This is a genomic window from Streptomyces sp. NPDC001828 (assembly GCF_042892175.1).
Lineage (GTDB): Bacteria > Actinomycetota > Actinomycetes > Streptomycetales > Streptomycetaceae > Streptomyces.
The window spans coordinates 422,244-444,809 of sequence record NZ_JBIATV010000005.1; the positions used below are offsets into that span (position 1 = coordinate 422,244).

Annotated in this window: 22 protein-coding genes, 1 tRNA gene and 1 pseudogene; 11 read left to right on the forward strand and 13 right to left on the reverse strand. The window is 72.1% G+C overall.

The genetic code is table 11. The features are described from left to right. Window positions 1-44: 44 nt before the first annotated feature. Together ACFYZA_RS18275 and dcd are read right to left on the reverse strand one after the other, a co-directional pair. Complete coding sequence (locus ACFYZA_RS18275; RefSeq protein WP_382599940.1) at window positions 45-551, reverse strand: phosphoribosyltransferase; 507 nt, start codon at window positions 549-551, stop codon at window positions 45-47. A gap of 2 nt (window positions 552-553) precedes the next feature. Continuing rightward, window positions 554-1,129, reverse strand: a complete 576-nt coding sequence (gene dcd / locus ACFYZA_RS18280) for a dCTP deaminase (protein ID WP_382599938.1) — start codon at window positions 1,127-1,129, stop codon at window positions 554-556. 500 nt (window positions 1,130-1,629) lie between these two features. On the opposite strand from dcd, the gene ACFYZA_RS18285 reads away from it, so the two are divergent. After that, window positions 1,630-1,703, forward strand: a tRNA-Gly gene (locus ACFYZA_RS18285). 69 nt (window positions 1,704-1,772) lie between these two features. Beyond that, window positions 1,773-1,877, forward strand: a pseudogene (locus ACFYZA_RS18290) (hypothetical protein); the annotation flags it as partial. A 162-nt stretch (window positions 1,878-2,039) separates the two neighbouring features. Here the strand turns inward: ACFYZA_RS18290 and ACFYZA_RS18295 are convergent. Further along, complete coding sequence (locus ACFYZA_RS18295) at window positions 2,040-2,213, reverse strand: CsbD family protein (RefSeq protein WP_388491490.1); 174 nt, start codon at window positions 2,211-2,213, stop codon at window positions 2,040-2,042. A gap of 254 nt (window positions 2,214-2,467) precedes the next feature. On the opposite strand from ACFYZA_RS18295, the gene ACFYZA_RS18300 reads away from it, so the two are divergent. Further along, window positions 2,468-2,629, forward strand: a complete 162-nt coding sequence (locus ACFYZA_RS18300; RefSeq protein WP_161252934.1) for a hydrophobic protein — start codon at window positions 2,468-2,470, stop codon at window positions 2,627-2,629. A 364-nt stretch (window positions 2,630-2,993) separates the two neighbouring features. Here the strand turns inward: ACFYZA_RS18300 and ACFYZA_RS18305 are convergent, their stop codons facing one another. The 7 genes from ACFYZA_RS18305 to ACFYZA_RS18335 form a co-directional block, all read right to left on the reverse strand. After that, on the reverse strand, window positions 2,994-3,839 hold the full coding sequence (locus ACFYZA_RS18305) for a hypothetical protein (protein ID WP_388491493.1): 846 nt from the start codon (window positions 3,837-3,839) through the stop codon (window positions 2,994-2,996). Further along, the gene (locus tag ACFYZA_RS18310; RefSeq protein ID WP_388491496.1) at window positions 3,836-5,725 is read right to left on the reverse strand and encodes a GMC family oxidoreductase; all 1,890 of its coding nucleotides are present in this window, start codon (window positions 5,723-5,725) and stop codon (window positions 3,836-3,838) included. The genes ACFYZA_RS18305 and ACFYZA_RS18310 overlap by 4 nt, the downstream gene beginning before the upstream one ends. After that, window positions 5,722-6,147: a hypothetical protein gene (locus ACFYZA_RS18315; protein ID WP_388491498.1), complete on the reverse strand. Its 426-nt coding sequence runs from the start codon at window positions 6,145-6,147 to the stop codon at window positions 5,722-5,724. Before ACFYZA_RS18315 ends, ACFYZA_RS18310 begins: the two co-directional genes overlap by 4 nt. 507 nt (window positions 6,148-6,654) lie before the next feature. Next, complete coding sequence (locus tag ACFYZA_RS18320; protein ID WP_388491501.1) at window positions 6,655-7,476, reverse strand: SDR family NAD(P)-dependent oxidoreductase; 822 nt, start codon at window positions 7,474-7,476, stop codon at window positions 6,655-6,657. 102 nt (window positions 7,477-7,578) lie between these two features. After that, a complete protein-coding gene (locus ACFYZA_RS18325; protein WP_382597482.1) occupies window positions 7,579-7,980 on the reverse strand; it encodes an arsenate reductase ArsC in 402 nt (133 codons plus the stop codon). Next, window positions 7,973-9,241 (reverse strand): ACR3 family arsenite efflux transporter, encoded by a 1,269-nt coding sequence (arsB, locus tag ACFYZA_RS18330; RefSeq protein ID WP_388491503.1) that lies wholly within the window; start codon window positions 9,239-9,241, stop codon window positions 7,973-7,975. The genes ACFYZA_RS18325 and arsB overlap by 8 nt, the downstream gene beginning before the upstream one ends. Continuing rightward, complete coding sequence (locus ACFYZA_RS18335) at window positions 9,238-9,624, reverse strand: ArsR/SmtB family transcription factor (RefSeq protein WP_388491506.1); 387 nt, start codon at window positions 9,622-9,624, stop codon at window positions 9,238-9,240. Before ACFYZA_RS18335 ends, arsB begins: the two co-directional genes overlap by 4 nt. 83 nt (window positions 9,625-9,707) lie before the next feature. On the opposite strand from ACFYZA_RS18335, the gene arsM reads away from it, so the two are divergent. Continuing rightward, window positions 9,708-10,529 carry an arsenite methyltransferase gene (gene arsM / locus ACFYZA_RS18340; RefSeq protein WP_388491509.1) on the forward strand — a complete coding sequence of 274 codons (822 nt, stop codon included), beginning with the start codon at window positions 9,708-9,710 and terminating at the stop codon, window positions 10,527-10,529. Window positions 10,530-10,594: 65 nt separating this feature from the next. Here the strand turns inward: arsM and ACFYZA_RS18345 are convergent, their stop codons facing one another. Continuing rightward, window positions 10,595-11,557: a DUF4185 domain-containing protein gene (locus tag ACFYZA_RS18345; RefSeq protein ID WP_388491511.1), complete on the reverse strand. Its 963-nt coding sequence runs from the start codon at window positions 11,555-11,557 to the stop codon at window positions 10,595-10,597. A 692-nt stretch (window positions 11,558-12,249) separates the two neighbouring features. Between ACFYZA_RS18345 and ACFYZA_RS18350 the strand changes: the two genes are divergently transcribed. The 3 genes from ACFYZA_RS18350 (at window position 12,250) to ACFYZA_RS18360 (ending at window position 15,076) form a co-directional block, all read left to right on the forward strand. Then, complete coding sequence (locus ACFYZA_RS18350; protein WP_382597474.1) at window positions 12,250-12,669, forward strand: molybdopterin-binding protein; 420 nt, start codon at window positions 12,250-12,252, stop codon at window positions 12,667-12,669. Between the two features lie 200 nt (window positions 12,670-12,869). Then, complete coding sequence (locus ACFYZA_RS18355) at window positions 12,870-13,793, forward strand: LysR substrate-binding domain-containing protein (RefSeq protein WP_382597472.1); 924 nt, start codon at window positions 12,870-12,872, stop codon at window positions 13,791-13,793. Between the two features lie 107 nt (window positions 13,794-13,900). After that, the gene (locus tag ACFYZA_RS18360; protein WP_388491515.1) at window positions 13,901-15,076 is read left to right on the forward strand and encodes an NAD-dependent formate dehydrogenase; all 1,176 of its coding nucleotides are present in this window, start codon (window positions 13,901-13,903) and stop codon (window positions 15,074-15,076) included. Window positions 15,077-15,103: 27 nt separating this feature from the next. Here ACFYZA_RS18360 and ACFYZA_RS18365 read toward each other — a convergent pair whose 3' ends face one another. Next, window positions 15,104-15,667: a histidine phosphatase family protein gene (locus tag ACFYZA_RS18365; protein ID WP_388491517.1), complete on the reverse strand. Its 564-nt coding sequence runs from the start codon at window positions 15,665-15,667 to the stop codon at window positions 15,104-15,106. A 150-nt stretch (window positions 15,668-15,817) separates the two neighbouring features. On the opposite strand from ACFYZA_RS18365, the gene ACFYZA_RS18370 reads away from it, so the two are divergent. Continuing rightward, entirely contained in the window at window positions 15,818-16,813 is a 996-nt protein-coding gene (locus ACFYZA_RS18370) for an ATP-binding cassette domain-containing protein (protein WP_382597466.1), read from the forward strand. Then, window positions 16,810-17,604: an ABC transporter permease gene (locus ACFYZA_RS18375; RefSeq protein ID WP_382597464.1), complete on the forward strand. Its 795-nt coding sequence runs from the start codon at window positions 16,810-16,812 to the stop codon at window positions 17,602-17,604. Before ACFYZA_RS18370 ends, ACFYZA_RS18375 begins: the two co-directional genes overlap by 4 nt. Here ACFYZA_RS18375 and ACFYZA_RS18380 read toward each other — a convergent pair. Further along, window positions 17,582-20,743: an ATP-binding protein gene (locus ACFYZA_RS18380; protein ID WP_388491521.1), complete on the reverse strand. Its 3,162-nt coding sequence runs from the start codon at window positions 20,741-20,743 to the stop codon at window positions 17,582-17,584. The two genes, ACFYZA_RS18375 and ACFYZA_RS18380, sit on opposite strands and share 23 nt — an antisense overlap. Before the next feature lie 327 nt (window positions 20,744-21,070). Here ACFYZA_RS18380 and ACFYZA_RS18385 point away from each other — a divergent pair, with 327 nt between their 5' ends. Both ACFYZA_RS18385 and ACFYZA_RS18390 read left to right on the forward strand, forming a co-directional pair. After that, window positions 21,071-21,274, forward strand: a complete 204-nt coding sequence (locus ACFYZA_RS18385) for a cold-shock protein (protein WP_031141049.1) — start codon at window positions 21,071-21,073, stop codon at window positions 21,272-21,274. A gap of 340 nt (window positions 21,275-21,614) precedes the next feature. Next, window positions 21,615-22,566, forward strand: a 952-nt coding sequence (locus tag ACFYZA_RS18390; RefSeq protein ID WP_388491525.1) for a DEAD/DEAH box helicase, incomplete at its 3' end; no start/stop codon positions are given.

The following is a 22,566-nucleotide window of genomic DNA, read 5'->3' on the forward strand; positions in this document are numbered from 1 at the left end:
GGGTGGCGACCCGGCGGGGCCCTTCGACGTTCTCGCGGCGCGGATCAGGCGTCGAGCACCTGGCCCTCGCGCCGCACGACGGGCGGCTCGACGGACCAGGGGAAGTTGATCCACTCGTCCGTACGCTTCCACACGTACTCGCACTTCACGAGGGAGTGGGACTTCTCGTAGATGACGGCGCTGCGGACCTCGGCGACGTGGTCGAGGCAGAAGTCGTAGACCAGCTTCAGGGTCTTGCCGGTGTCGGCCACGTCGTCCGTGATCAGCACCTTCTTGCCGGAGAAGTCGATGGCGTTGGGCACCGGGGCCAGCATGACCGGCATTTCGAGGGTGGTGCCCACACCGGTGTAGAACTCGACGTTCACCAGGTGGATGTTCTTGCAGTCGAGGGCGTAGGCGAGCCCACCGGCGACGAAGACGCCGCCGCGCGCGATGGAGACCACGATGTCGGGCTCGTAGCCGTCGTCGGCGATGGTCTGCGCGAGGTCGCGGATGGCTCCGCCGAACTTCTCGTAGGTGAGGTTCTCGCGCAGGTCGTTCCGGTCGTTCATGCTCACACCTGGGTCCGATGGAAATTGAGGAAGGACCGCGAGGCGGTGGGCCCACGCTGGCCTTGGTAACGCGAGCCGTACCGCTGGGACCCGTAGGGCTCCTCGGCGGACGACGTCAGCCGGAACAGACACAGCTGCCCGATCTTCATCCCCGGCCACAGCTTGATCGGCAGTGTGGCGACGTTGGAGAGCTCGAGGGTCACGTGACCGGAGAACCCGGGGTCGATGAACCCGGCGGTGGAGTGCGTGACGAGCCCGAGGCGCCCGAGCGAGCTCTTGCCCTCCAGGCGGCTGGCGAGGTCGTCGGGGAGGGTGATGACCTCGTACGTCGAGGCGAGCACGAACTCCCCGGGGTGCAGGATGAACGCCTCGTCCCCCTCCGGCTCGACGAGCCGGGTGAGGTCCGCCTGCTCGACGGCGGGGTCGATGTGCGGGTAGCGGTGGTTCTCGAACACCCGGAAGAAGCGGTCGAGGCGCACGTCGATGCTGGACGGCTGCACCATGGATTCGTCGTAGGGATCGATCCGTACCCGCCCGGAGTCGATCTCGGCCCGGATGTCCTTGTCTGAGAGAAGCACGCACCGAGGATACGCAAGGCGCGCGGCCCCGCCCCAATCGGACGGCCCCGCGCGCCTGTACTCCACCGCCGTTACCGGCCGGGCCCTACCTCGGCCCGGCCGCCACCGGCACGGCATGCCGCAAACGCGCACACCTCGGACACCGGATCAGCCGGCCGGGCCCGATCCGCTCGGTGCCGAGCTGCTGCATCGGAAACGAATCCGTGGTGAAGACATGCCCCTCGGCGCAACGGACGACGGTGCGCTCCAGCGAGTCCATCAAGTCGCTCAAGTCCCTTCCCCAACAAGCGTGGACGGAGAAAACACCACATTAGGGGATGAACGGGACGGCATCACACGCGGCACTCCGACCCCGCGCACGCCCTCCACCGTACGCCCCAACTCCCGGCACCCACACGGGGATCCGGGCCCCGGACAGCGCGACGGCCCTCGGCGAATCCACCGAGGGCCGGGCATGGGGTAGAGTGAGCAACGACCGCTCCCCCATGGGGAACGATCGTGCGAGTGTAGTTTAATGGTAGAACATAAGCTTCCCAAGCTTAGAGCGCGGGTTCGATTCCCGTCACTCGCTCCATAACGAAGGCCCTGGTCCCCGCGACCGGGGCCTTATTCGTTTGTGGTGGCCATTGATTCGTGACCGTGTGTGCCGACATCAGCTCTTTCCGGATCCAGGTCCCGCAGGTATCCGGTACCCGGCGCCGAATCGGAGTGGGATCGCGGGATCCCGTCGGCCTGCCTTCATGAGCCGGCCGGCTATTGGGCCAACGGATTCGACTGGCGGGCCCACGAGGCGAGGCTTCCGGACACTGCGCGAGTGACGTCGGGGGCGGACCGTTCCGCATGCCTGTGGCCGGGGTCGTACCGTCTGGTACGACCCCGGCCACGGGGTGCATCCATGGAGCGGTGTCGGTCAGTCCTTGAGGACGTCCTTCACCTTCTCCTTGGCTTCGCGGGCGTCGCCCTTGGCCTGCTCGGCGTGGCCTTCGGCCTCCAGGCGCTCGTTGCCGACCGCACTGCCGGCCTTCTCCTTGACGTTGCCCTTGGCCTGCTCGACCTTGGACTGCGCCTTCTCGTCGCCTGCCACGGCACTCAACTCCTCTTGCCACGATAGGGGGTTTCACTCAGGGAGTCGGCTGTCCCGGATACTCCCCGGCAAACACGCGGGAGCGCATATCCCGCCAGGACTTCGCACAGCGCTGCCGCTCACATCGGCACCCAATGCAGTCCACCAGCGGAAAGACGAAAAAGATTGCCCGGTTAAGAATCTTATAAACAGCCCTGTGGGGACCGTGTAGCCCTGCTGCGGCGGGGCATCTGATGGCTCGGAGGTTGATAACTATGGTTCCCCTGCTTCTCGTTCTTCTGCTGGCTCTGATCCTCTTCGGCGCGGGTTTCGCACTGAAGGCCCTGTGGTGGATCGCGGTCATCGTGCTGGTTGTCTGGCTGGTCGGGTTCATCGCCCGTCCCAAGGGAGGAAGCGGGCGCTGGTACCGCTGGTAGCCGTCGGCCGCGCAGACTCGACGTAAGACTCGATGTAAGAGGGGCCCCCGCCCAAGCTTGGGCGGGGGCCCCTCTTACGTGTGCCCGAGTGGGTAGGGAGAAATTCCATAAAGCGTGGGTCATGCACCGATTGCTGGGTAGCAGGAACCAATGGCCGTGGCGTCGGCCTCCGCGCACCGGAACCACGCCTCCAGGAAACCGCCGCCACGGCCCCCAAGACCGTCCGCACGGTGCACGCGTTTCCCGGCTCCTGTAAGGCACGCCCGCGGTAATTCCAGGGCCGAGGAGCGTACGCGGCCTTTCACGGAAGTGTGGTCGGCACTCAGGCCTGAGAGCCCTGACCCCTGCGGCAGAGACCTGTTCCCTACGCCAGGTAATACGGCCGGTTGTGTGCCGCCACCGGCGGTGACTGGTAGGTCCAGGCGCCGGCGGCCGGGGTGTCGGCGATCAGGCGGGTCAGGTCCTGGCCGACTTCGGTGGCGGGGGCGTGGACGGTGAGGCGGGTGCGGCCGGCGGCCGGGCCGGACAGGTCGTACCAGTGGTAGGGCTGGTAGAGGTTCATCGGGCCGGCCAGCGCCCGGCCGGCGGAGTCGGTTCCGTAGCCGGTGACGGGGGTGTTGTTGGCGGGGACGGCCGCGAGCCCGCCGAGGTCGGCGGAGAAGCTGAACAGGGCGTCCTCGTGGCGCTCGACCGAGCCGGCCGGGGTGATGCCGGCAGCCTTGGTCCGCACCGTCCAACTGTGCTTGTCCGCCTGCCCGTTGAGGGAGGGCAGCTCGACCTCGAACCAGCCCGGGTACTTCGGCTCCGCGTACAGGGTGCGGCCGGCGTCGATGGCGAGCGGGTTGTCGCACAGGACGTGGATGCGGGCGATGCCGAGCAGCCGGGTCTGGTCGAAGCCCTGCGCGTACTGCTCGTACGAAACCTCGGGCACCCGGTCGGCGGCCGCCGTGGGGAAGGCGACGATGTTCACCTCCACCTCTTCCGTGATGCCGCCGCCGAAGGGGTACTGGGCGAAGTAGAGCTGGTAGTTGAGGGACACCAGGGCGCGGCCCGCGAACTCCGCCGCGCTCAGCGCCGGATGGTGTTTGGCCAGCAGGTCGCGGACCGGGCTCGGGTCGACCGGGAAGTCCAGGCCGACCTGGTGCAACGCCCCGTAGTGGAACGGCAGTTGGAACTGCTCGGGAACCGGAGGAAGGGGCAGCGGGCTCATCGGGCGGCTCCGGAGTCGAGAAGGGCGGGGCGGTGGCGTTCGACGAGGTCGGCCTCGATGCGCTCGGCGCTGCGCAGGGCGAGGGCGGCCATGGTCAGGGTCGGGTTGGAGGTGGCGACGGACGGCATGCTTCCGCAGCCCACCGCGTACAGGCCGGGGTGGTCCCAGCAGCGCTGCCAGGGGTCGACGACCGAGGTGCCGGGCGAGCTGCCCATGATGTGGGTCCCGGCGCCGTGCCCGGCGCCCCGGTAGCCGTACACGCGGCCGTGGTGCTCGAAGCGGCCGGGCCAGCTCCCGTCGGCGGCGAAGTCGGTGTGGTCCTCGGCCCCGAGCCGGGCGAAGAGCTGGTCGGAGACCGTCTTCGCCGCCGCGATGCCCTCCCTGACGTGGTGCGAGAGGTCGTACGTGACGACGGGACGCGGCAGGCCGAGCCGGTCGCGCAGGGCAGGGTCGAGCGTGATCCGGTTGGCGGGGTCGGCGCTCTGCTCCATCTCGAACTGCAACGCGAACTGCCGCCCCACGCGATCGCGCAGCGCCTCGCGCAGCTCCGTTCCGAACAGCCCGCGCCCGTCCGGGCCGCCGCCGCGCAGCAGTTCGGCGACGTCGCCGTCGACCGGGCCCCTGGCCCACAGCCAGCCCCAGTTGCCGATCTCGATGCGGAACGGGGCGCGGGCGCGGCGGGCCGGGCCGGTGCGGAAGCCCTCGAAGCCGGAGGTCGAACCGGGACCCCGATAGGGGCCGACCGGCTCCGGCATCAGCCCCCACGTGAGCAGCACCGGGTGGTCCATCAGGTTGCGGCCGACCTGCCCGCTGCGGTTCGCGAGGCCGGACAGGAGCAGCAGCCGGGCGTTCTCGACGGCGTGCGCGGCCAGGACGACGACGGGGGCCGACGCGGTCCGGGCCGTCACCTCCCCCGTGCGGTCCGGGCCATGAGCGGTGTACGTCAGGTACTCGACGCCCCTCGCCCGGCCGTCCGGTGCGACGAGCACCCGGCTGACCACGGCGCGGTCCACCAGCGTGACCGAAGGGGCCCAGTGGGCCTGCGTCTTGAGCGGGGTGTACTTGGCCTGGGAGGGGCAGAGCGGGATGCAGGTCGCGCTGCCCAGGCAGCGGCTGTCGGGGTCGGGGCGGCCGTGGGCGCCGACGGGGACGTAGCCGGCTCCGCCGTCGTACGCCGGATCGGGTACGCCGTTGCGCGCGTGCGGCGTGCCCACCACGCGCAGTTCCACCGGGTCGCGGGTGCCGGGCTCCTCGACCCGGCTCCCGTCCAGACGCTCGGCCATCAGCCGGTCCAGACGGCTCGCGGGGATCGCTCGCATGGGGAAGACGTAGTGCTCGGGAAACGGCAGCCCGACCCGCAGCCGCTGCTCCTCGACGTCGGCGGCCACCCCGAGCTCCCGCTCGGCCGCCCGGTAGTGGGGCTCCAACTCGGCGTACGACAGCGGCCAGTCGCGCCCGTACCCGAACGTCGTCAGGGTGGTGAAGTCCTCCGGCAGCATGCGCGGGGTGAGCCCGGTCCACACGTTTCCGGTACCGCCGTTGGCCCGTACGTATCCACTGCCGTAGGGGAGCCGGCCGCGCTGGACGAGGTGGCCGTCCCCGGTTCCCGCCAGGTCGGCGGCGTCGGGCCAGGGAACGGCCGGATTCGGCGGGTGGGCCGAGCCGGGGCCCTTCACCGACGCGGCGAAGTACCGCTCCAGGGCGTCGCGGTGCGCCTGCCCTGGGTCGGCGTCGCGCACCCCGGCCTCGAGCACCAGCACCCGCCGGCCACGTTCGCCCAGCTGCCGGGCGACGAGAGAGCCCGCGATCCCCGCGCCGACCACGATCACGTCGTACGGCGCCTCCTGCCCGCGCGACGAGGCGGACGGCCCGGTCCCGGCACTCATCGGACCCCCTCCGCCCCGGCCGGCACCCCGGCCCAACTGCCGAATCCGGCCGGGCGGGTACCCGGCGCGTGGCCGGCGAGCGTCCGCCAGACCAGGCCCGCCGCGTAGGACGCCGCCGAGACCACGAAGGAACCGGATTCACCCGGCCGACCCGGCCAACTGCCCGTATACCAAAGGTGGGTTACCTCTCGGGCGAGGTCCAGAAGCTCCCCGTCCAGGGTCACCGCGGACCCGGACCCGGACAGTGCGTCCACCAGCCGGGCGCAGCGCTCCGAGCCGGCCTGCGTCACCACCACGGCACGGTACGTCTCCGCCATCCCGAGGGCGCTCAACTCCTCGGCCCCGAACCCGGTCAGCCTCGCGGACGCATCGACGAACGCGCCGACCCCGCCCTCGCCCGCATCGCCGTGCGCTGCCGTCATCCGAGCCCCCGCCCCATCACGACCGAGGTCCCGTAGCAGCCCTCGACTGTTCTCCAGCCATCAACTCTGCCCGGCGGTACGGACGTTGCGGGCCGGGACGGGGAAGCTGTCCTGAATCGGGCCTGCCAAGAGGGGAGTTCAAGGATTAGGCCGCCCCCGGGAGACCGCCGCGCCGTGGCGATGTCCGGGCCGGCGGCCGCTCCGGCGAGCGCCGGTGATTGGCCGAATCCCTGGTCATCGACCGTCGAGTCCTCGCGGCGCGGGCGGCCCACCACGAGAGCTCCCGCGCGAACGCCACCCGACACCCCCACCGTTCGCGCCCGCCCACCACACCGGGGAACGGGCGCGCCCGTGCCGGGACCGCCGCCGGCTGTGCTCAGGGCGTCAGTCCCGCAGCGTCACATCACACGTGGACGCGAAGAACTCCCCCGTCTTGCCGCCGTTGCCCCCGTCGGTTCCCACCAGACCCCGACGGAACCGGCACGCCGGGGCCCGCGTTCGGGAGGGTCAGGCCGGGTTGTCGGCGCGGGGGGTGATCTGGAAGTCGAAGGCGAGCGTTCCGGGGTCGAGGGCGGTGGCCCCGCCGTCGATGGTGAGCACCGCGCCATTGACGTAGGACGCCGCCGGAGAGAGCAGCCAGGCGATCGCCTCCGCCACTTCTCGTGGTTCGCCCGGCCGCCCCATGGGCAGGAAGCTCGTCGCCTCGTCGTACGCGGCCTCCACGCTGTGGTCCCGCAGCTCCGCCTCCACGGCGAAGCGCGCCATCCGGCGGTCGGCCATCTCGCTCCGCACCCAGCTGGGACACACCGTGTTGGCGCGCAGCCCCCGACGTCCGTAGTCGACGGCGACGGAACGGCAGAGTTGCAGCAGGGCCGCCTTCGACGTGGCGTACACCGCGTTGCTCGCGCCGTTGCGCAGCGCGGACACCGAGGCGACGGCGACCACCGAACCCCGCGTCTCCAGCAGGTGCGGGATCGCCGCGCGCAGGAGCAGGAGCGGGCCGGTGACGTTCGTGCGCATCACCTCGTCCCAGTCCTCAAGCGACAGGTCCCCGACCGCGCCGCTCCGCCCGATGCCCGCGTTGAGCACGACCCCGTCGAGCCGCCCGTACGCGTCCAGGGCCGCGCGGACCAGGCCCTCGGCGGCGGTGGGATCACCCACGTCGGAGGGATGGGCCAGCGCCCCGGTCTCCCGTTCCAGAGTTTCCAGCGGTTCGGGCCGCCGCCCCGAGACGACCACGCGGTGCCCCCCGTCGCGGAGCAGTCGGGCGGTGGCCGCCCCAATGCCCGTGCCTCCGCCGGTCACGATGACAACTCGCCCGTCCGTCAATCCGGTTCACCCTTTCGACCCAGGTCCCCACGAACGTCCGATCGTAAGCGGGACGACAAGTGGCCATGCGTGAGGGTTGGTTCGGCGACGCCGGGGCGCGAGTCAGAGGAGCTCCGCGATCAGTGCCTCGATCCGCGCCCTGATCGCGTCGCGGATGGGCCGCGCCGCGGCGACTCCTCGGCCGGCGGGGTCGTCGAGTTGCCAGTCGAGGTAGCGCTTGCCGGGGAAGACGGGGCAGCTGTCGCCGCAGCCCATGGTGATGACGACGTCGGCCTGCCGAACGGCTTCGGCGTCGAGCACCTTGGGTGTCTCGGCCGAGATGTCGATGCCGACTTCCCGCATGGCCACGACGACGGCGGGATTGACCGAGTCGGCGGGTGCGGAGCCGGCGGACCGGACCTCCACGCGGTCGCCGGCGAGGTGGGTGAGAAAGGCGGCGGCCATCTGGGAGCGGCCGGCGTTGTGGACGCAGACGAAGAGGACGGACGGCTTGTTCTCAGACACGGGCGGGGCCTTCCGTGGACTCGCCCCCGGGACCGGGGGCGGGCCCGGGGGCGGGGGCGGCCGCGCCGGGGTCGGCATCGGTGCGGGCGTCGGCATCCGCACCGGTGCGGGCACGGACATGGGCGTCGGCGTCGGTGCGGGCACGGGCATGGGCTGCCGCGTCCGCACCCGCACCCGCACCCGCACCCGCACCCGCAAGGACGGCTTCGGGGAAGTAGCGACGGGCCGCCAGGGCCACGTGGACGAGGCCGATCAGGACCGGCACCTCGATGAGGGGGCCGACGACCCCGGCGAGCGCCTGCCCGCTGGTGGCTCCGAAGGTGGCGATCGCCACCGCGATGGCCAGCTCGAAGTTGTTGCCGGCGGCCGTGAAGGCGAGCGCGGTGGCACGCGGGTAGCCGAGTCCGACCGCCCTGCCCAGAGCCATCGATCCGGCCCACATGACGGCGAAGTACACGAGGAGCGGCAGAGCGATGCGGGCGACGTCGAGGGGCCGGGAGGTGATGGCGTCGCCCTGGAGGGCGAAGAGGACGACGATGGTGAACAGCAGCCCGTACAGGGCGAACGGGCCCACGCGCGGCAGGAGTTGGGACTCGTACCAGGTGCGCCCCTTGGCCTTTTCGCCGAAGTGACGGGTGAGGAATCCGGCGACCAGGGGTATCCCGAGGAAGATCAGGACGCTACGGGCAATGTCCGGGACGGAGACGTCGAGCGCGGTCCGCTCCAGGCCGAGCAGGCCGGGCAGCACGGACAGGTAGAACCAGCCGAGCAGGCTGAACGCGGCCACCTGGAAGAGGCAGTTGAGGACGACCAGGACCGCGGCGGCTTCGCGGTCGCCGCAGGCGAGGTCGTTCCAGATGATGACCATGGCGATGCACCGGGCCAGGCCGACGATGATCAGGCCGGTGCGGTACTCGGGCAGGTCCGGCAGGAAGATCCAGGCCAGGGCGAACATCAGCGCCGGGCCGAGCACCCAGTTCAGGAGCAGCGACGGCAGCAGGAGACGCCGGTCACGTGTGACGGTGTCGAGCCGGTCGTAACGGACCTTCGCGAGCACCGGGTACATCATCACCAGCAGGCCCAGGGCGATCGGCAGCGAGACGCCGGTGACGGTGACCTCGGCGAGGGCGTCTCCGAGACCCGGCACCGCACGTCCGAGGCCCAGGCCGGCGGCCATCGCGAGCAGGATCCACACCGCGAGGCAGCGGTCCACGAACGACAGGCGCCCGACGGCCGGCGCGGGGGTGGTCCCGGCGCTCACGAGGTCGCCTTCGCGGCCACGGGCTGCCCGGGGCGGGTGAGGATCCCGGCGAGCCTGTCGGTCGTCTCCGGCAGCAGCCAGTAGTAGACCCAGGTGCCGCGCCGCTCGCAGTCGATGAGGCCCGCCTGCCGCAGGAGCTTGAGGTGGTGGGAGATCGTGGGCTGGGACAGGTCGAACGCCGGGGTGAGGTCGCAGACGCAGATCTCACCGCCCTCTCGCGAGGCGATCATCGACAGCAGACGCAGCCGGACCGGATCTCCCAACGCCTTGAAGACCTTGGCCAGTTCGACGGCCTGCTCTTCGTCCAGGGGAGCGGTCAGCAGCCCCGGGCAGCATGCGCCATCGTCCGTCCGGCCGAGCACCACGAACTCTTGTTTCGACACTCTTCTATATTGACGAACTTCGAACCAAGACGCAAGGTTGCGTCGAAAGGCTTGGAGGAAGCTTCGGATCAAGGAGGCACGCCATGAGTGACCAGTCCACCGATCTGCGCGCGACCGTCCGCCGGCGGTACGCGGCCGCGGCCGTCCAGGTCGCCGAGGGCGGCACCGCCTGCTGCGGCCCGCAGGCGGTCGAGGTCGACGACGGCTTCGGCTCCACCCTGTACGCGGCGGACGAACTCGGCACCCTGCCCGCCGAGGCCGTCGCCGCCTCACTCGGCTGCGGCAACCCCGCCGCGGTCGCCGACCTGCACGAGGGCGAGCGCGTACTCGACCTGGGCTCCGGCGGCGGCATCGACGTGCTGCTGTCCGCCCGTCGCGTCGGGGCCACCGGCAAGGCGTACGGCCTGGACATGACCGAGGAGATGCTCGCCCTCGCCCTGGCCGGCCAGAGGAAGGCCGGGGCCACCAACGTCGAGTTCCTCAAGGGCACCATCGAAGCCATCCCGCTGCCCGCCGGCACCATCGACGTGGTGATCTCCAACTGCGTGATCAACCTGTCCACCGACAAGCGCGCCGTCTTCGCCGAGATGTTCCGCGTTCTCGCCCCCGGCGGCCGGGTCGGCATCTCCGACGTGGTCGCCGACGACGCGCTCACCCCCGCACAGCGAGCCGAGCGGGGCGACTACGTCGGCTGCATCGCGGGCGCGCTCTCGTTCGCCGAGTACCGCCGGGGCCTGGCGGCGGCCGGATTCACCGGCATCGGCATCACCCCGACCCACAGCGTCGCCGACGGCATGCACTCCGCCATCGTCCGCGCGGCCAAGCCCGCCGACGCGGACACGGAGCCTGCCCGGGTGCCCGCCCCCACGCCGAGTACCGGCTCCGGCCGCGGAAGCGGCTGCTGACACGCGAGACATCCGCCCCCTCAGCCTCGCCCGCCGGTAAACGGGCGTCCGGGTCCGTCGTGCGGTCAGGTCTTCCCGGTGAGGCCCCGGATCCGGAAGTGCATGACGTGGTAGGGCCAGCCGGCCGCCGTGTTCCACTGACTGACCGTCAGATGCAGGTCGTCGAGCGTCGAGCCGGGGATGACGTAGCCGCCGTAGAGCTGCGCCACATGGGCGTCGTCCTCCTGTCCCCAGGCCCCTCCCCGGATCAGTGTCACGCGGTTCGCGGCGGGGGTCCCGGCCAGGGCGGCGGGGGTGTCGAGGACGAGGGCGTCGATGCGGTAGCCGCCCGCGTCGAACCAGGTCAGGATCCAGCGGCCGGCGAGCGGCCGCAGGCACATCTCGCCCACGCCGCCGTCCAGGACGGCGGTGGGCGGATTGCCCCAGGCCCAGGTGCCCGCGCGGCGGCCCCAGGGCCGGTAGGAGGAGGGGTCGGTGATGCGGTCGGCGGGGACGCGGTGCAGGATGGCCGGCTTGTTCCGCTGGAACCCGGTCGACAGGACGTATACGTAACCGTCCTCGCCGAGCCCCCAGGTGAGGAGCTGGAACAGTCCTCCGTGCAGGGTGCCGGGGAAGCGTGCGGCGGTGGGCTGCCAGGTCTCCCCCGCGTCGGGCGAGCGCCAGATCTCGCTCCACTGGACGTTCCCGAAGCCCTGGTGCACCGCGACGTGCAGATACATGTCGGTGCCGATGGTGATCACGTCCGTGGGCAGCACGGTCGAGAACGTCGGGCCGTCGTGCGGATAGGACCTCAGCTGCCGGGCGTGCCCGCCGCCCACCGCGGCCGTCCAGCCCACCGGCCCGTCCGCCGGCAGGTACCCGTAGAGCGCGACGGGCGAACGCCACCAGCCACCGCCCACCCTGGCTTCCTCGAACGTGTCCCCGAACACGAACAGGAGCCGCCCGTCCGGCGTCCTGGCGGGGATCCCGAGATCGGCCGCCTCCATCCGGAAGCGCGTGGTGATCCCGGGCCCGGTGAGGTCGCCCATCTTCCGCACCACGACCCCCGCGCCACCCGTGCCCCCTCGCCGCACGCCCGGCCCGCCCCCGCCCCCGGACCCGCCCGACACAGCAGCCCTGCCGCCCTCGAACCCGCTCGGCACCCCGCCCGACACAGCAGCCCTGCCGCCCTCGGACGCCCTCCCGGCAGCCCGCGCGGCCGACGCCATGCCGGCCAGTGAACCCCCCGCGGCCACGGCCCCGGCGGCCGCCCGCATCAGCACCGCTCGCCTCAACACATCGCTCCAGCCGACCAGTTCGAACCTCCGCCAAGGTGCCGGAACCCTCTGGGCGGGGCCGGGCACGGGGACACCGGCAGCCTCGCACACCGGCTCCGCGCACCGGCGGCGGCACGGCCGCGAAGCCATACCGCGGCCCGCGCGGTGGCAGGCCGGTCCGGTAATCACCGGGCGCTTCAGGGCGGGGCGCCGAACCACCAGGTCCGACACCCCGAGCCGAACGTCCTCAATACCGCCGGGCCGCAGGTCCCGAAAAACTGGTGACCTTCGGGGGCGTCCGTTTTGCGAGCCACAAGAGCCGTTCGGGGTCGCGTATGCGACGGCCTCCGCGTCGAGTCCCTTTCGCGGCATTAGCGTGTGAAGCACCGCGGGCCCACAGCCTGACAATCCCGCACGAATCCCGTACGAACTCTCTTTACGAACTCTCTGTGAGGCGTTTCTCCATGAGCCTGAGCATCCGCAACCAGATCGCCGGCACCGTCACCGCCGTCACCACCGGTGAGGCCATGGCGACGGTCAAGGTCCGCCTCGCCGGCGGCCAGAACATCACCGCCGCGATCACCACCGAGGCCGTCAAGGAACTCGGTCTCGCCGAGGGCTCCGCGGTCAAGGCCCTCGTGAAGTCCACCGAGGTCTCCCTGGCGACCGGCCCGGTCGAGGGCCTGTCCATCCGCAACCAGATCCCCGGCACCGTCGCCGACGTGGCCACCGGTGGCGCCATGGCGTCCGTCAAGGTCGACGTCGAGGGCGGCGAGCTGACCTCCGCCATCACCAAGGACGCCGTCGAGGCGCTCTCCCTGGCGGCCGGCTCCTCCGTCGTCGCGCTGATCAAGTCGACCGAGATCTCCCTCGCGGCCGCCTGAGCACGCACCCCACGCACCGCCGAAGGGCCCCGCACCCATGCCCGGGTCGGGGCCCTTCGGCGCACCCGGACGCGCCCGCGACGCGCGGCCCCCTTGCGTCCCACCCGCACCGGGCGTGACCCTCGCAGTACGCCAAGAACGCGAGCGGCCGCCGGACGCGCGGGCGGCTGCCGAAGGCGCGAGCACCCTGGGGGGCAGCAGTGCTGCGGCAGTTGGAGTATCTGGTCGCGCTCGCCCGGGAGCGGCACTTCGGGCGGGCCGCCGCCGCGTGCTTCGTCTCCCAGCCCTCGCTCTCGGCGGGCATCCGCAGACTGGAGGCCGAACTCGGCGTCCCGGTCATCCGGCGCGGCAGCCGCTTCCAGGGCCTGACGCCCGAGGGCGAGCACGTGCTCGCCTGGGCCCACCGCACCCTCGCCGAACGCGATGCCCTCCGGCAGGAACTGGCCGCCCTGCGCGGCGAGTTGACGGGCACCCTGCGCCTGGGCGCCATCCCCACCGCGCTCACCGTCACCTCCCTGCTCACCACCCCGTTCTGCGAGCGGCACCCCGGCGCGCGGGTGAGCGTGGAGTCGCTGTCCTCGCGCGACATCGCCCGCCGTCTGGCCGACTTCGAGATCGACGCGGCGCTCACCTACCTCGACGACATCACCCTGCGCGACACGCGGCGGCTCCCGCTGTACGAGGAGCGGTACGTGCTGCTCACCCCCGCCGACGGGCCGCACGCCGAGGACGCCGAGGTGCGCTGGGCGCAGGCGGCGGCGCTGCCGCTGTGTCTGCTCGCGCCGCGCATGCGCAACCGCCGCATCCTGGACGAGAACTTCGCCGCCGACGGCGCGAGCGCCACCCCTGCCGTCGAGTCCGACACCGTGGCGGGCCTGTACGCGCATCTGGTCACCGGCCGCTGGTCGAGCGTGATCTCGCACGCGTGGCTGCACATGTTCGCCACCCCGCCCGGCATGCGGGTGGTACGCCTGTCCGGCCCCGCCCACGGCCCGCGCGTCGGCCTCGCGGTGGTCGCGCAGGAGCCCCAACCCGCCATGGTGCGCGCCCTGTTGGCGGTCGCGCGAGAGGCCGGGGTACGCGACGCCCTGAACGCGCTGCTGGCCGCCCGCCTGCACTCATAGCCGTCGGCTCACCGCGGATAGAAGACTTCGCTTTGACCCCGGGCGCGACACGGGCGGACCGTGTGGGGCATCCCGTACATCCGCTCTCCGCACGAGGAGCCGTGATCATGGCCAAGGTGCTCTGCGTCCTGTACGACGACCCCGCCGACGGATACCCCACCGCCTACGCCCGCGACGATCTGCCCCGCATCACCTCCTACCCCGGCGGCCAGTCGGCGCCGACCCCGGACGCCACCGACTTCACCCCGGGCCACCTCCTGGGCAGCGTCTCCGGGGAGCTGGGGCTGCGCGGCTTCCTGGAGAGCCGGGGGCACACCCTGGTGGTCACCTCCGACAAGGACCGCGACGGCTCGGTCTTCGACCGCGAGCTGGTGGACGCCGACGTGGTCATCTCACAGCCGTTCTGGCCGGCTTACCTGACGCCCCAACGCATCGCATCCGCGCGGAAGTTGAAGCTCGCCATCACCGCCGGCATCGGCTCCGACCACGTCGACCTCGACGCCGCCATCGCCCACGGGGTGACCGTCGCCGAGGTGACGTACTCCAACAGCATCAGCGTCGCCGAGCACGTGGTCATGATGACCCTCTCGCTGGTGCGCAACTACCTGCCGTCCCACCAGGTGGTCCTCGACGGCGGCTGGAACATCGCCGACTGCGTGGCGCGTTCGTACGACCTGGAGGGCATGCACGTCGGCACGGTGGCCGCCGGCCGCATCGGCCTCGCGGTGCTGCGCCGGCTGGCCCCCTTCGACGTGCGGCTCCACTACACCGACCGCCACCGCCTGCCCGCCGCCGTCGAGGCCGAACTCGGCCTGACCTTCCACGAGTCGGCCGCCGACATGGTGCCGCACTGCGATGTCGTCACCATCAACGCGCCGCTCCACCCGGAGACGGAGCACCTCTTCGACGACAAGCTGATCGGGACGATGAAGCGCGGCGCCTATCTCATCAACACGGCGCGGGCCCGGATCGCCGATCAGGACGCCGTACAACGCGCCCTGGAGAGCGGCCAGTTGGCCGGATACGCGGGTGACGTGTGGCACCCGCAGCCCGCCCCGGCCGACCACCCCTGGCGGACCATGCCGCACCACGGGATGACCCCGCACGTCTCCGGCTCGTCCCTCTCCGCGCAGGCCCGCTACGCCGCCGGCACCCGCGAGATCCTGGAGGCCTGGCTGGCGGGAACCCCCGTGCGCGAGGAGTACCTGATCGTCGACGGCGGCGCCCTGGCCGGCACCGGAGCCCACTCGTACGCCGTGAACACCCCGAGGGCCGACGGCTAGCAGGGCCGCCGGACTGGGCGCCCCCGCTCACAGCGGCCGCCCCGCCCGCAGGTTCCAGCGCCCGGCGCGGCCGCTGAGTTCGGTCGCGGTCAGCGGGGGCACATCGATCCGCCAGAACGCGGAGGCGGGCGCGTCCAACGCCAGCAGCACCAGGGCCCGTACGATCTCGGGCTCCACCACGGCGAGGGTGCGGCCGCCGTCCGTGGCGGCCCCTTCCAGCCAGGCGGCCGCCCTGGCGCACAGCGCTCCCACCGACTCACCGCCGTGCGGAGCCGCCGCCGGGTCGGCCAGCCAGGCGCCGACCGCCTCCGGCTCGGCCGCGCTCACCTCGGCCAGGGTCCGCCCGCGCCAGCGGCCGACGTCCAGACCGGCCAGTTCGGCCACGTCCGAGGCGGCCGCGCCGAGCGCCGCCGCGGTCTCCCGGCAGCGCGCCGACGGCGAGGCCAGCAGCCGGTCCGCCGCGGGCAGCGCGTCCGCCGCCGCGCGGGCCGCGGCGAGCCCGGCGGCCTCCAGCGGGCCGCCGTCGTCGAAGCGCGCCTCCCGCAGCGCCCGGCTGAAAGCGGGCGAGACCAACACCAGGCGGACCGTCATGACACTCCCTCGACTCTGCGTGGTGCGCCACTGTATGCCGGACACCGCCCCTCTCCACCAGGAGCCCAGGCCGGCGCGCTCTCACCCCGCGAGAGCTCCTGAAACCGCCCTGAAACCGCGCTGAACCCCCTCCGCCGCAAGCTCTGCGGCATGACAACGACGACGAACGAACTCGCCATCGAGGCCACCGGGCTTCGCAAGGCCTACGGGGACAAGACCGTCCTCGACGGCATCGACCTGGCCGTCCCGGCCGGCACCGTCTTCTCGCTGCTCGGCCCGAACGGGGCCGGCAAGACCACCGCGGTGCAGATCCTCTCCACCCTCATCTCCGCCGACGCCGGCACCCTGCGCGTCGGCGGCCACGACCTGGCCGCCGACCCGCAGGCGGTGCGCGCCGCGATCGGGGTCACCGGGCAGTTCTCGGCGGTGGACAACCTGATCACCGGCGAGGAGAACATGCTTCTCATGGCCGACCTGCACCACCTCTCGCGCCGCGACGGACGCCGGGTCACCGCCGAACTCCTGGAGCGCTTCGACCTGGTGGAGGCGGCGAAGAAGCCCGCCTCCACCTACTCCGGCGGCATGCGCCGACGCCTCGACATCGCCATGACCCTGGTCGGCGACCCGCGGATCATCTTCCTCGACGAGCCGACCACCGGCCTCGACCCGCGCAGCCGGCACAACATGTGGAACATCATCCGCGGCCTCGTCGCGGGCGGCGTGACCGTGTTCCTCACCACCCAGTACCTGGACGAGGCCGATGAACTCGCCGACCGCATCGCGGTGTTGAACGGCGGGCGGCTCGTCGCCCAGGGCACCGCGAGCGAGCTGAAGCGGCTCGTCCCCGGCGGCCACGTCCGGCTCCGCTTCACCGGGCCGCAGGCCTACGAGAGCGCGGCCTCGGCCCTGCGCGAGGCGGCCCGCGACGACGAGTCGCTGTCGCTCCAGATCCCGAGCGGCGGCAGCCAGCGCGAGCTGCGCGCGATCCTCGACTGGCTGGACTCCGCGGGCATCGAGGCCGACGAACTGACCGTGCACACCCCGGACCTCGACGACGTGTTCTTCGCCCTGACCAGCCACCCCACCGCCACCGCGCCCACCACCGTCCCGGCCCCCGCCGCCGCCCTGAAGGGGAACCTCCGATGAGCTCTCTCTCCCTCGCCCTGCGCGACTCCTCGACGATGCTGCGCCGCAACCTGCTGCACGCCCGCCGCTATCCGTCGCTCACCCTGAACCTGCTGCTCACGCCGATCATGCTGCTGCTGCTGTTCGTCTACATCTTCGGCGACACCATGAGCATGGGCATCGGCGGCGGCGGTCCCGACCGCGCCAAGTACATCGCCTACATCGTTCCCGGACTGCTCCTGATGACCATCGGCAGCACCGTCGTCGGCACCGCGATCTCCGTCTCCAACGACATGACCGAGGGCATCATCGCCCGCTTCCGCACCATGGCGATCCACCGCGGTTCGGTGATCGTGGGCCATGTCATCGGCAGCGTGCTGCAGTCGATCCTCAGCGTGGTGTTCGTCGGCGCCGTCGGCGTGGCCATCGGGTTCCGCTCCACCGACGCCACCGTCCTGGAGTGGTTCGCGGCCTTCGGACTGCTCGTGCTCTTCGCCCTGTCGCTGACCTGGATCGCCGTCGGCATGGGCCTGATCAGCCCGAACGCCGAGGCCGCCAGCAACAACGCGATGCCGCTGATCCTGCTGCCGCTCCTGTCCAGCGCCTTCGTGCCGCTGCACTCGATGCCGGGCTGGTTCCAGCCGATCGCCCAGTACCAGCCGTTCACCCCGGCCATCGAGACCCTGCGCGGGCTGCTGCTCGGCACGGAGATCGGCAACAACGGCTGGCTCGCCATCGGCTGGGCGGCCGGGCTCACGGTGCTCGGCTACTTCTGGTCGAAGGCCAAGTTCAACCGCGACCCCCAGCGCTGATGCCGCGCAGCACCAGCACCGCGGCCGGCTCCAACTCGTCGCGCCCCAGGGCGGCGTACTCCGACACCGCGTCGGCGTACGCCGCCCCGTCGGCGTCCTCGGCGGACTGGCGGGCCCGGGCCGACGACATCGTCGGGAAGTCCCGGTGCACCCGCATCCGCTCGGCGAGCGCGAGCAGCCGTACGCCCGACGTCTCGCCCCGGGCGAGCTCGGCCAGGCCGATGGCGAGCAGCATCGTGCCGGACACCGGCAGCTCGGCCGGGCTGCCCTCGTCCCGCGAGCGGGACAGCAACTCCCTTGCTTGTAGCGTCAGTTCGGCCGCCAGACCCGCGACCGGTTCGAGCCGGCCGTGCCGGGCGTGCGCGGCGACCGCCGTCGCCTGGATCTGCATCGACCACGTGCCCACGAACGGGTCGTCGGGATACAGGGCGTCGGCCTCGCGCAGCTGCGCCACCGCCTGCCGCCACAGCCCGAGCCCCACCTCGGTCAGGCCTCTGAGCAGGGCGATCTCCGCCCGGGAGCCGAGCTCGGCGCTGAAGACCTGGGCCGACTCCGGGGTCTGCTCCAGGGCCGCGAGCTCCAGCCAGCGCTCCGCCTCGTCGATCTCGCCGCGCTGCAGGCACGCCAGGACCAGCGCCCAGCGCACCCCGGCCGAGTCGTACCAGCCGGCCGCGTCCGCCCAGTCGCCGGTCCGCTCCAGGACGTCCATCGAGGCCATCAGGTGCCGGTACGCCTCCTCGCCGCGCTCGGTCTGCAGGCACAGCTCGCTGATGCGGCCGTGGCCCAGCATCTCGGTGGCCGGATTGCCCAGCGAGATCAGCGCGTCGAGGCCCCGGCGGGCCGATTCGAGGGCCCGGTCCACATCGCGCTCGTACTCCCACACATAGCTGGCGAAGCACTCGGCGACGCCCGCGAGCAGGGCGTTCTCGGAGTCGCACAGCTCCCGCAGCCTCGTGTAGTGCGGCGGGTGCACCTCCGGCAGGGCGCGCAGCACCGCGTCCAGGGCCCGCATCAGGGTGTCCGGCTCGGCGAGCGGAAGGCGGCGCAGGGTCACCAACTGCCGTACGGCGTGCGGCCCGTAGCCCATGAACAGGCTCAGCGTGCACACCACGGCCGCGCTGCGGGCGGGCTCGACGTCGTCGGGCCCCGGGTGGAAGTGCGAGAGCGGGCCCGCGGTGTCGGCGGCGAGGCCGGTCAGGCGGCTGTAGTTGGAGTCGGTGGCCCACAGCGACGCGAGCACGGCGGTCAGGCCCGCGAGGGTGGGCCCGTCGTCGCGGGCGAGGGCGTGCCGCAGCGCGAGGAAGAGGTTGTCCTGCTCGGCCCGGGTCAGCTCCCAGGACCGCAGCGAGTCCGGGCTGAACAGGGTGTCGTGGTGGGCCCGGCCGAAGTCCCGCCCCCAGGCGAGGAACCGGTCGATGACCGCCTCCTCCTCGACGGCCTCCGCGCGGCGGGCCGCGCTGAACTCCCGCACGGTCTCCAGCATGTGGAAGCGCACCCCGGACGGGGTGTCCGCCGCCTTGATCAACGACTGGTCGGCGAGCTGCTCAAGGAGGAACAGCGCGTCGTCGTCGCCCAGGACGTGCTCGGCCGCGGCCTCGCTGAAGCCGCCGGGGAACACCGAGAGGATCCGCAGGGCCGCCTGGGCCTCGGGCTCCAGGAGGTTCCAGCTCCACTCGACGACGGCCCGCAGGGTGCGGTGCCGCTCCGGTACGTCACGGCCGCCGCCGCGCAGCAGCGCGAACCGGTCCCGCAGCCGCCGCGCGATCTCCGGCACGGAGAGCACCCGTACCCGCGCCGCCGCCAGCTCGACCGCGAGCGGAAGCCCGTCCAGCTGGCGGCACAGCTCCTCGACGGCTCGCTCGGGCAGCTCCGCGTCCGGCCGTGCGGCCCGGGCCCGCTGGCGGAACAGCTCGACCGTCGAGGCGAGGCCGAGTTCGGGCAGCGCGTACACGGACTCGGAGGTCAGGCCGAGCGGCGCCCGGCTGGTCGCGAGCACCCGCAGCTCCTTGGAGCCGGACACCAGGGCCCGCACCAGCTCGGCGGCGCCCCGGATGACGTGTTCGCAGTTGTCGAGCACGAGCAGGGCGGGGCCCTGGCCGAGTGCCCCGGCGATCCCGGCGATGGTCCCCGCGAGCCCGGGCAGGTTGCGCACCGGTCCCGCGCCGACCGCCGACGCGACCTCGGTGGCCACGTCGTCGTCGGACGTGACACCGGCCAGCGGCACGAAGTGCACCACGCGCTGCGCGGCCCGGCGGCCCACCGCGTGGGCCAGCCGGGTCTTGCCGAGACCGCCGGGCCCGACGACGGTGACGACCCGGGCGCTGTCGAGGAGCCCGCCGATCGCCGCGAGGTCGCCGTCCCTGCCGAGCAGCGGATTCGGCTCGTGCAGCACACCGTGGCGTACGAGGGGCGCCTCGCCGCGCAGCAACTCCTGGTGCAGGGAGGTCAGTTCACTGCCCGGGTCGGCGCCCAGCTCGTCGCGCAGGGCGCGGCGGTAGAGGTCGTACCGGGTCAGGGCCGCGGCCGGCCCGGCGGTGGCGGCCTCGCAGCGCAGCAGCTCCGCCAACACCTCCTCGTCGCGCGGCAGTTCGCGGGCCAGCTGGGCCAGCGGCCGGACCGCGTCCGCCTTGCGGCCGAGCCGGGCCAGCGCGAGCGCCCGGCAGCGCGCGAGGGTGCGGTGGGCGCCGGCGCGCGCGAGGCGCAGCGCGGCGACGGGGTCGTGCAGGTCCTCGCCGTCCCCGCTCGCGACGACCCCGTCCCACAGGGCGAGCCCGGCCTCCGCCTCCGCGAGCGCCTCGCCGTGCGCACCGGCGCGGGCCCGCGCCTCGGCGGCCGCCGCGTGCAGCGCCAGGGCGGAACTGTCGACCTGCTCCTCGGTGAGCGCGAGGCGGTAGCCGGCCGGGGTGCTGGCGATGACGTCGGGGCCCAGCTGCGAGCGCAGCCGCGACACCAGGACCTGCACCGCCTTGCCGGGCCGTTCCGGCAGCTCGTCGTCCCACAGCCCCTCGACGAGCCGCCCGGTGCTGCACCCGGCCCGCAGGTCCTCGGCGAGCAGCGCGAGGAGTCCGCGCAGCCGGGGCGCGGTCACTTCCTGGCCGCGATAGGCGACGCGCGTAAGCAAGGTCAACTCGGTGGTCACCCGTGCAGAGTAGTCAGCGGACGGCCCGCGCGACCCCGCACGGCCCAACCCGCCTGGCGGCGCCGGGCCGTGACGCCGCAACGGAAAACGCCTCCTGCCCCTCGCCGCGGCGCCCGTATATCTGTCACCGCCGTCGGAGAATTAATTATCGCGGCCTCGTCAGAATTTCTCGCGCGACCGGCCGAGCAGAATTATTTGAGCGTGCTCCCGCGATTGCACCGTGCTACTGTCGATATCAGTTGCAGTTGTGGTTCCCAGCAGGGCAATCATCACAGTGACGCGGAGTTCGCACGGTGTGGGCTCCGAAATTGCCCCAAGGAGAATGACATGGCTGCAGGTACCGTGAAGTGGTTCAACGCTGAAAAGGGCTTCGGCTTCATCGAGCAGGACGGTGGCGGCCCGGACGTGTTCGCCCACTACTCGAACATCGCCGCCCAGGGCTTCCGTGAGCTCCAGGAAGGCCAGAAGGTCAACTTCGACATCGCGCAGGGCCAGAAGGGCCCGACCGCCGAGAACATCGTTCCGGCCTGATCGTCGACACGCACTTCTTCGCAGCTGGGGCCCGCACCTTGGGGTGCGGGCCCCGGCTCGTCGCGTTTTCGGGCCCTCGCGCCCGTCTCGCCGTGAGCACCTGACCGGCCAGAACGCACCCCCGCACGACCCCGGATCCTCAGCGCGCCCCACCGCACGGCACAGACCGTCCACTCACGGCGCCCCGGGATTTTCTCCGCACCTCATTCCAGCGATGCGCCCCGAATATCGAATTCGGCCCGATGCGCTTTCGCATCCGCCCGGCTCGTTCTTGCGATTCCCCGTACTGTGCTTTCTTCCGGGAATTCCTTGTTACGTGCCGTATCAAGGAAGGTTCCCCATGAACCGCACCCGTACGAACGACCGCTACGCCCGCACCGGCAACTCCGGCGGCTCCGGCGCCCCGCGCGGCGGAAGCCGCTTCGGCTCCTCCGGCTCTTCCGGCGGCTCCGCCGGCCGGTTCGGCTCCTCCGCCCGCTCCGGTTCTTCCGGCCGCTCCGGCTCCTCGGGCCGCTCGGGCGGCTACGGCCGCCGCTCCTCCGGCCCCCAGGGCGAGTTCGCCCTGCCGGTCACGATCACCCCGGCGCTGCCCGCCGTCGAGACCTTCGGCGAACTCGCGCTTCCGCCGCAGCTGTTGGCCGAGCTCACCCAGCAGGGGCTCAGCGTCCCGTTCCCGATCCAGGGAGCGACGCTGCCGAACTCGCTCGCGGGCCGTGACGTCCTGGGCCGTGGCCGTACCGGCTCCGGCAAGACCCTCGCCTTCGGCCTGGCGATGCTCACCCGCACGGCCGGCCGCCGCGCCGAGCCCCGCCAGCCGCTCGCCCTGGTCCTCGTCCCCACCCGCGAACTGGCGCAGCAGGTGACCGACGCGCTCACCCCGTACGCCCGCGCTCTGCGGCTGCGGCTCGCGACGGTGGTGGGTGGGATGTCGATCGGGCGTCAGGCGGGTGCGCTGCGGTCGGGTGCGGAGGTCGTGGTGGCGACGCCGGGCCGGCTGAAGGATTTGATCGAGCGGCGTGACTGCCGTCTGGACCAGGTCGACATCACGGTCCTGGACGAGGCCGACCAGATGGCCGACATGGGCTTCATGCCGCAGGTGACCGAGCTTCTGGACCAGGTGCGTCCGGGCGGGCAGCGGATGCTGTTCTCGGCGACCCTGGACCGCAATGTGGACCTTCTGGTGCGCCGCTACCTCAGCGACCCGGTGGTGCACTCGGTGGACCCGTCGGCGGGCGCGGTGACCACGATGGAGCACCACGTGCTGCACGTGCAGAGCGCGGACAAGTACGCCA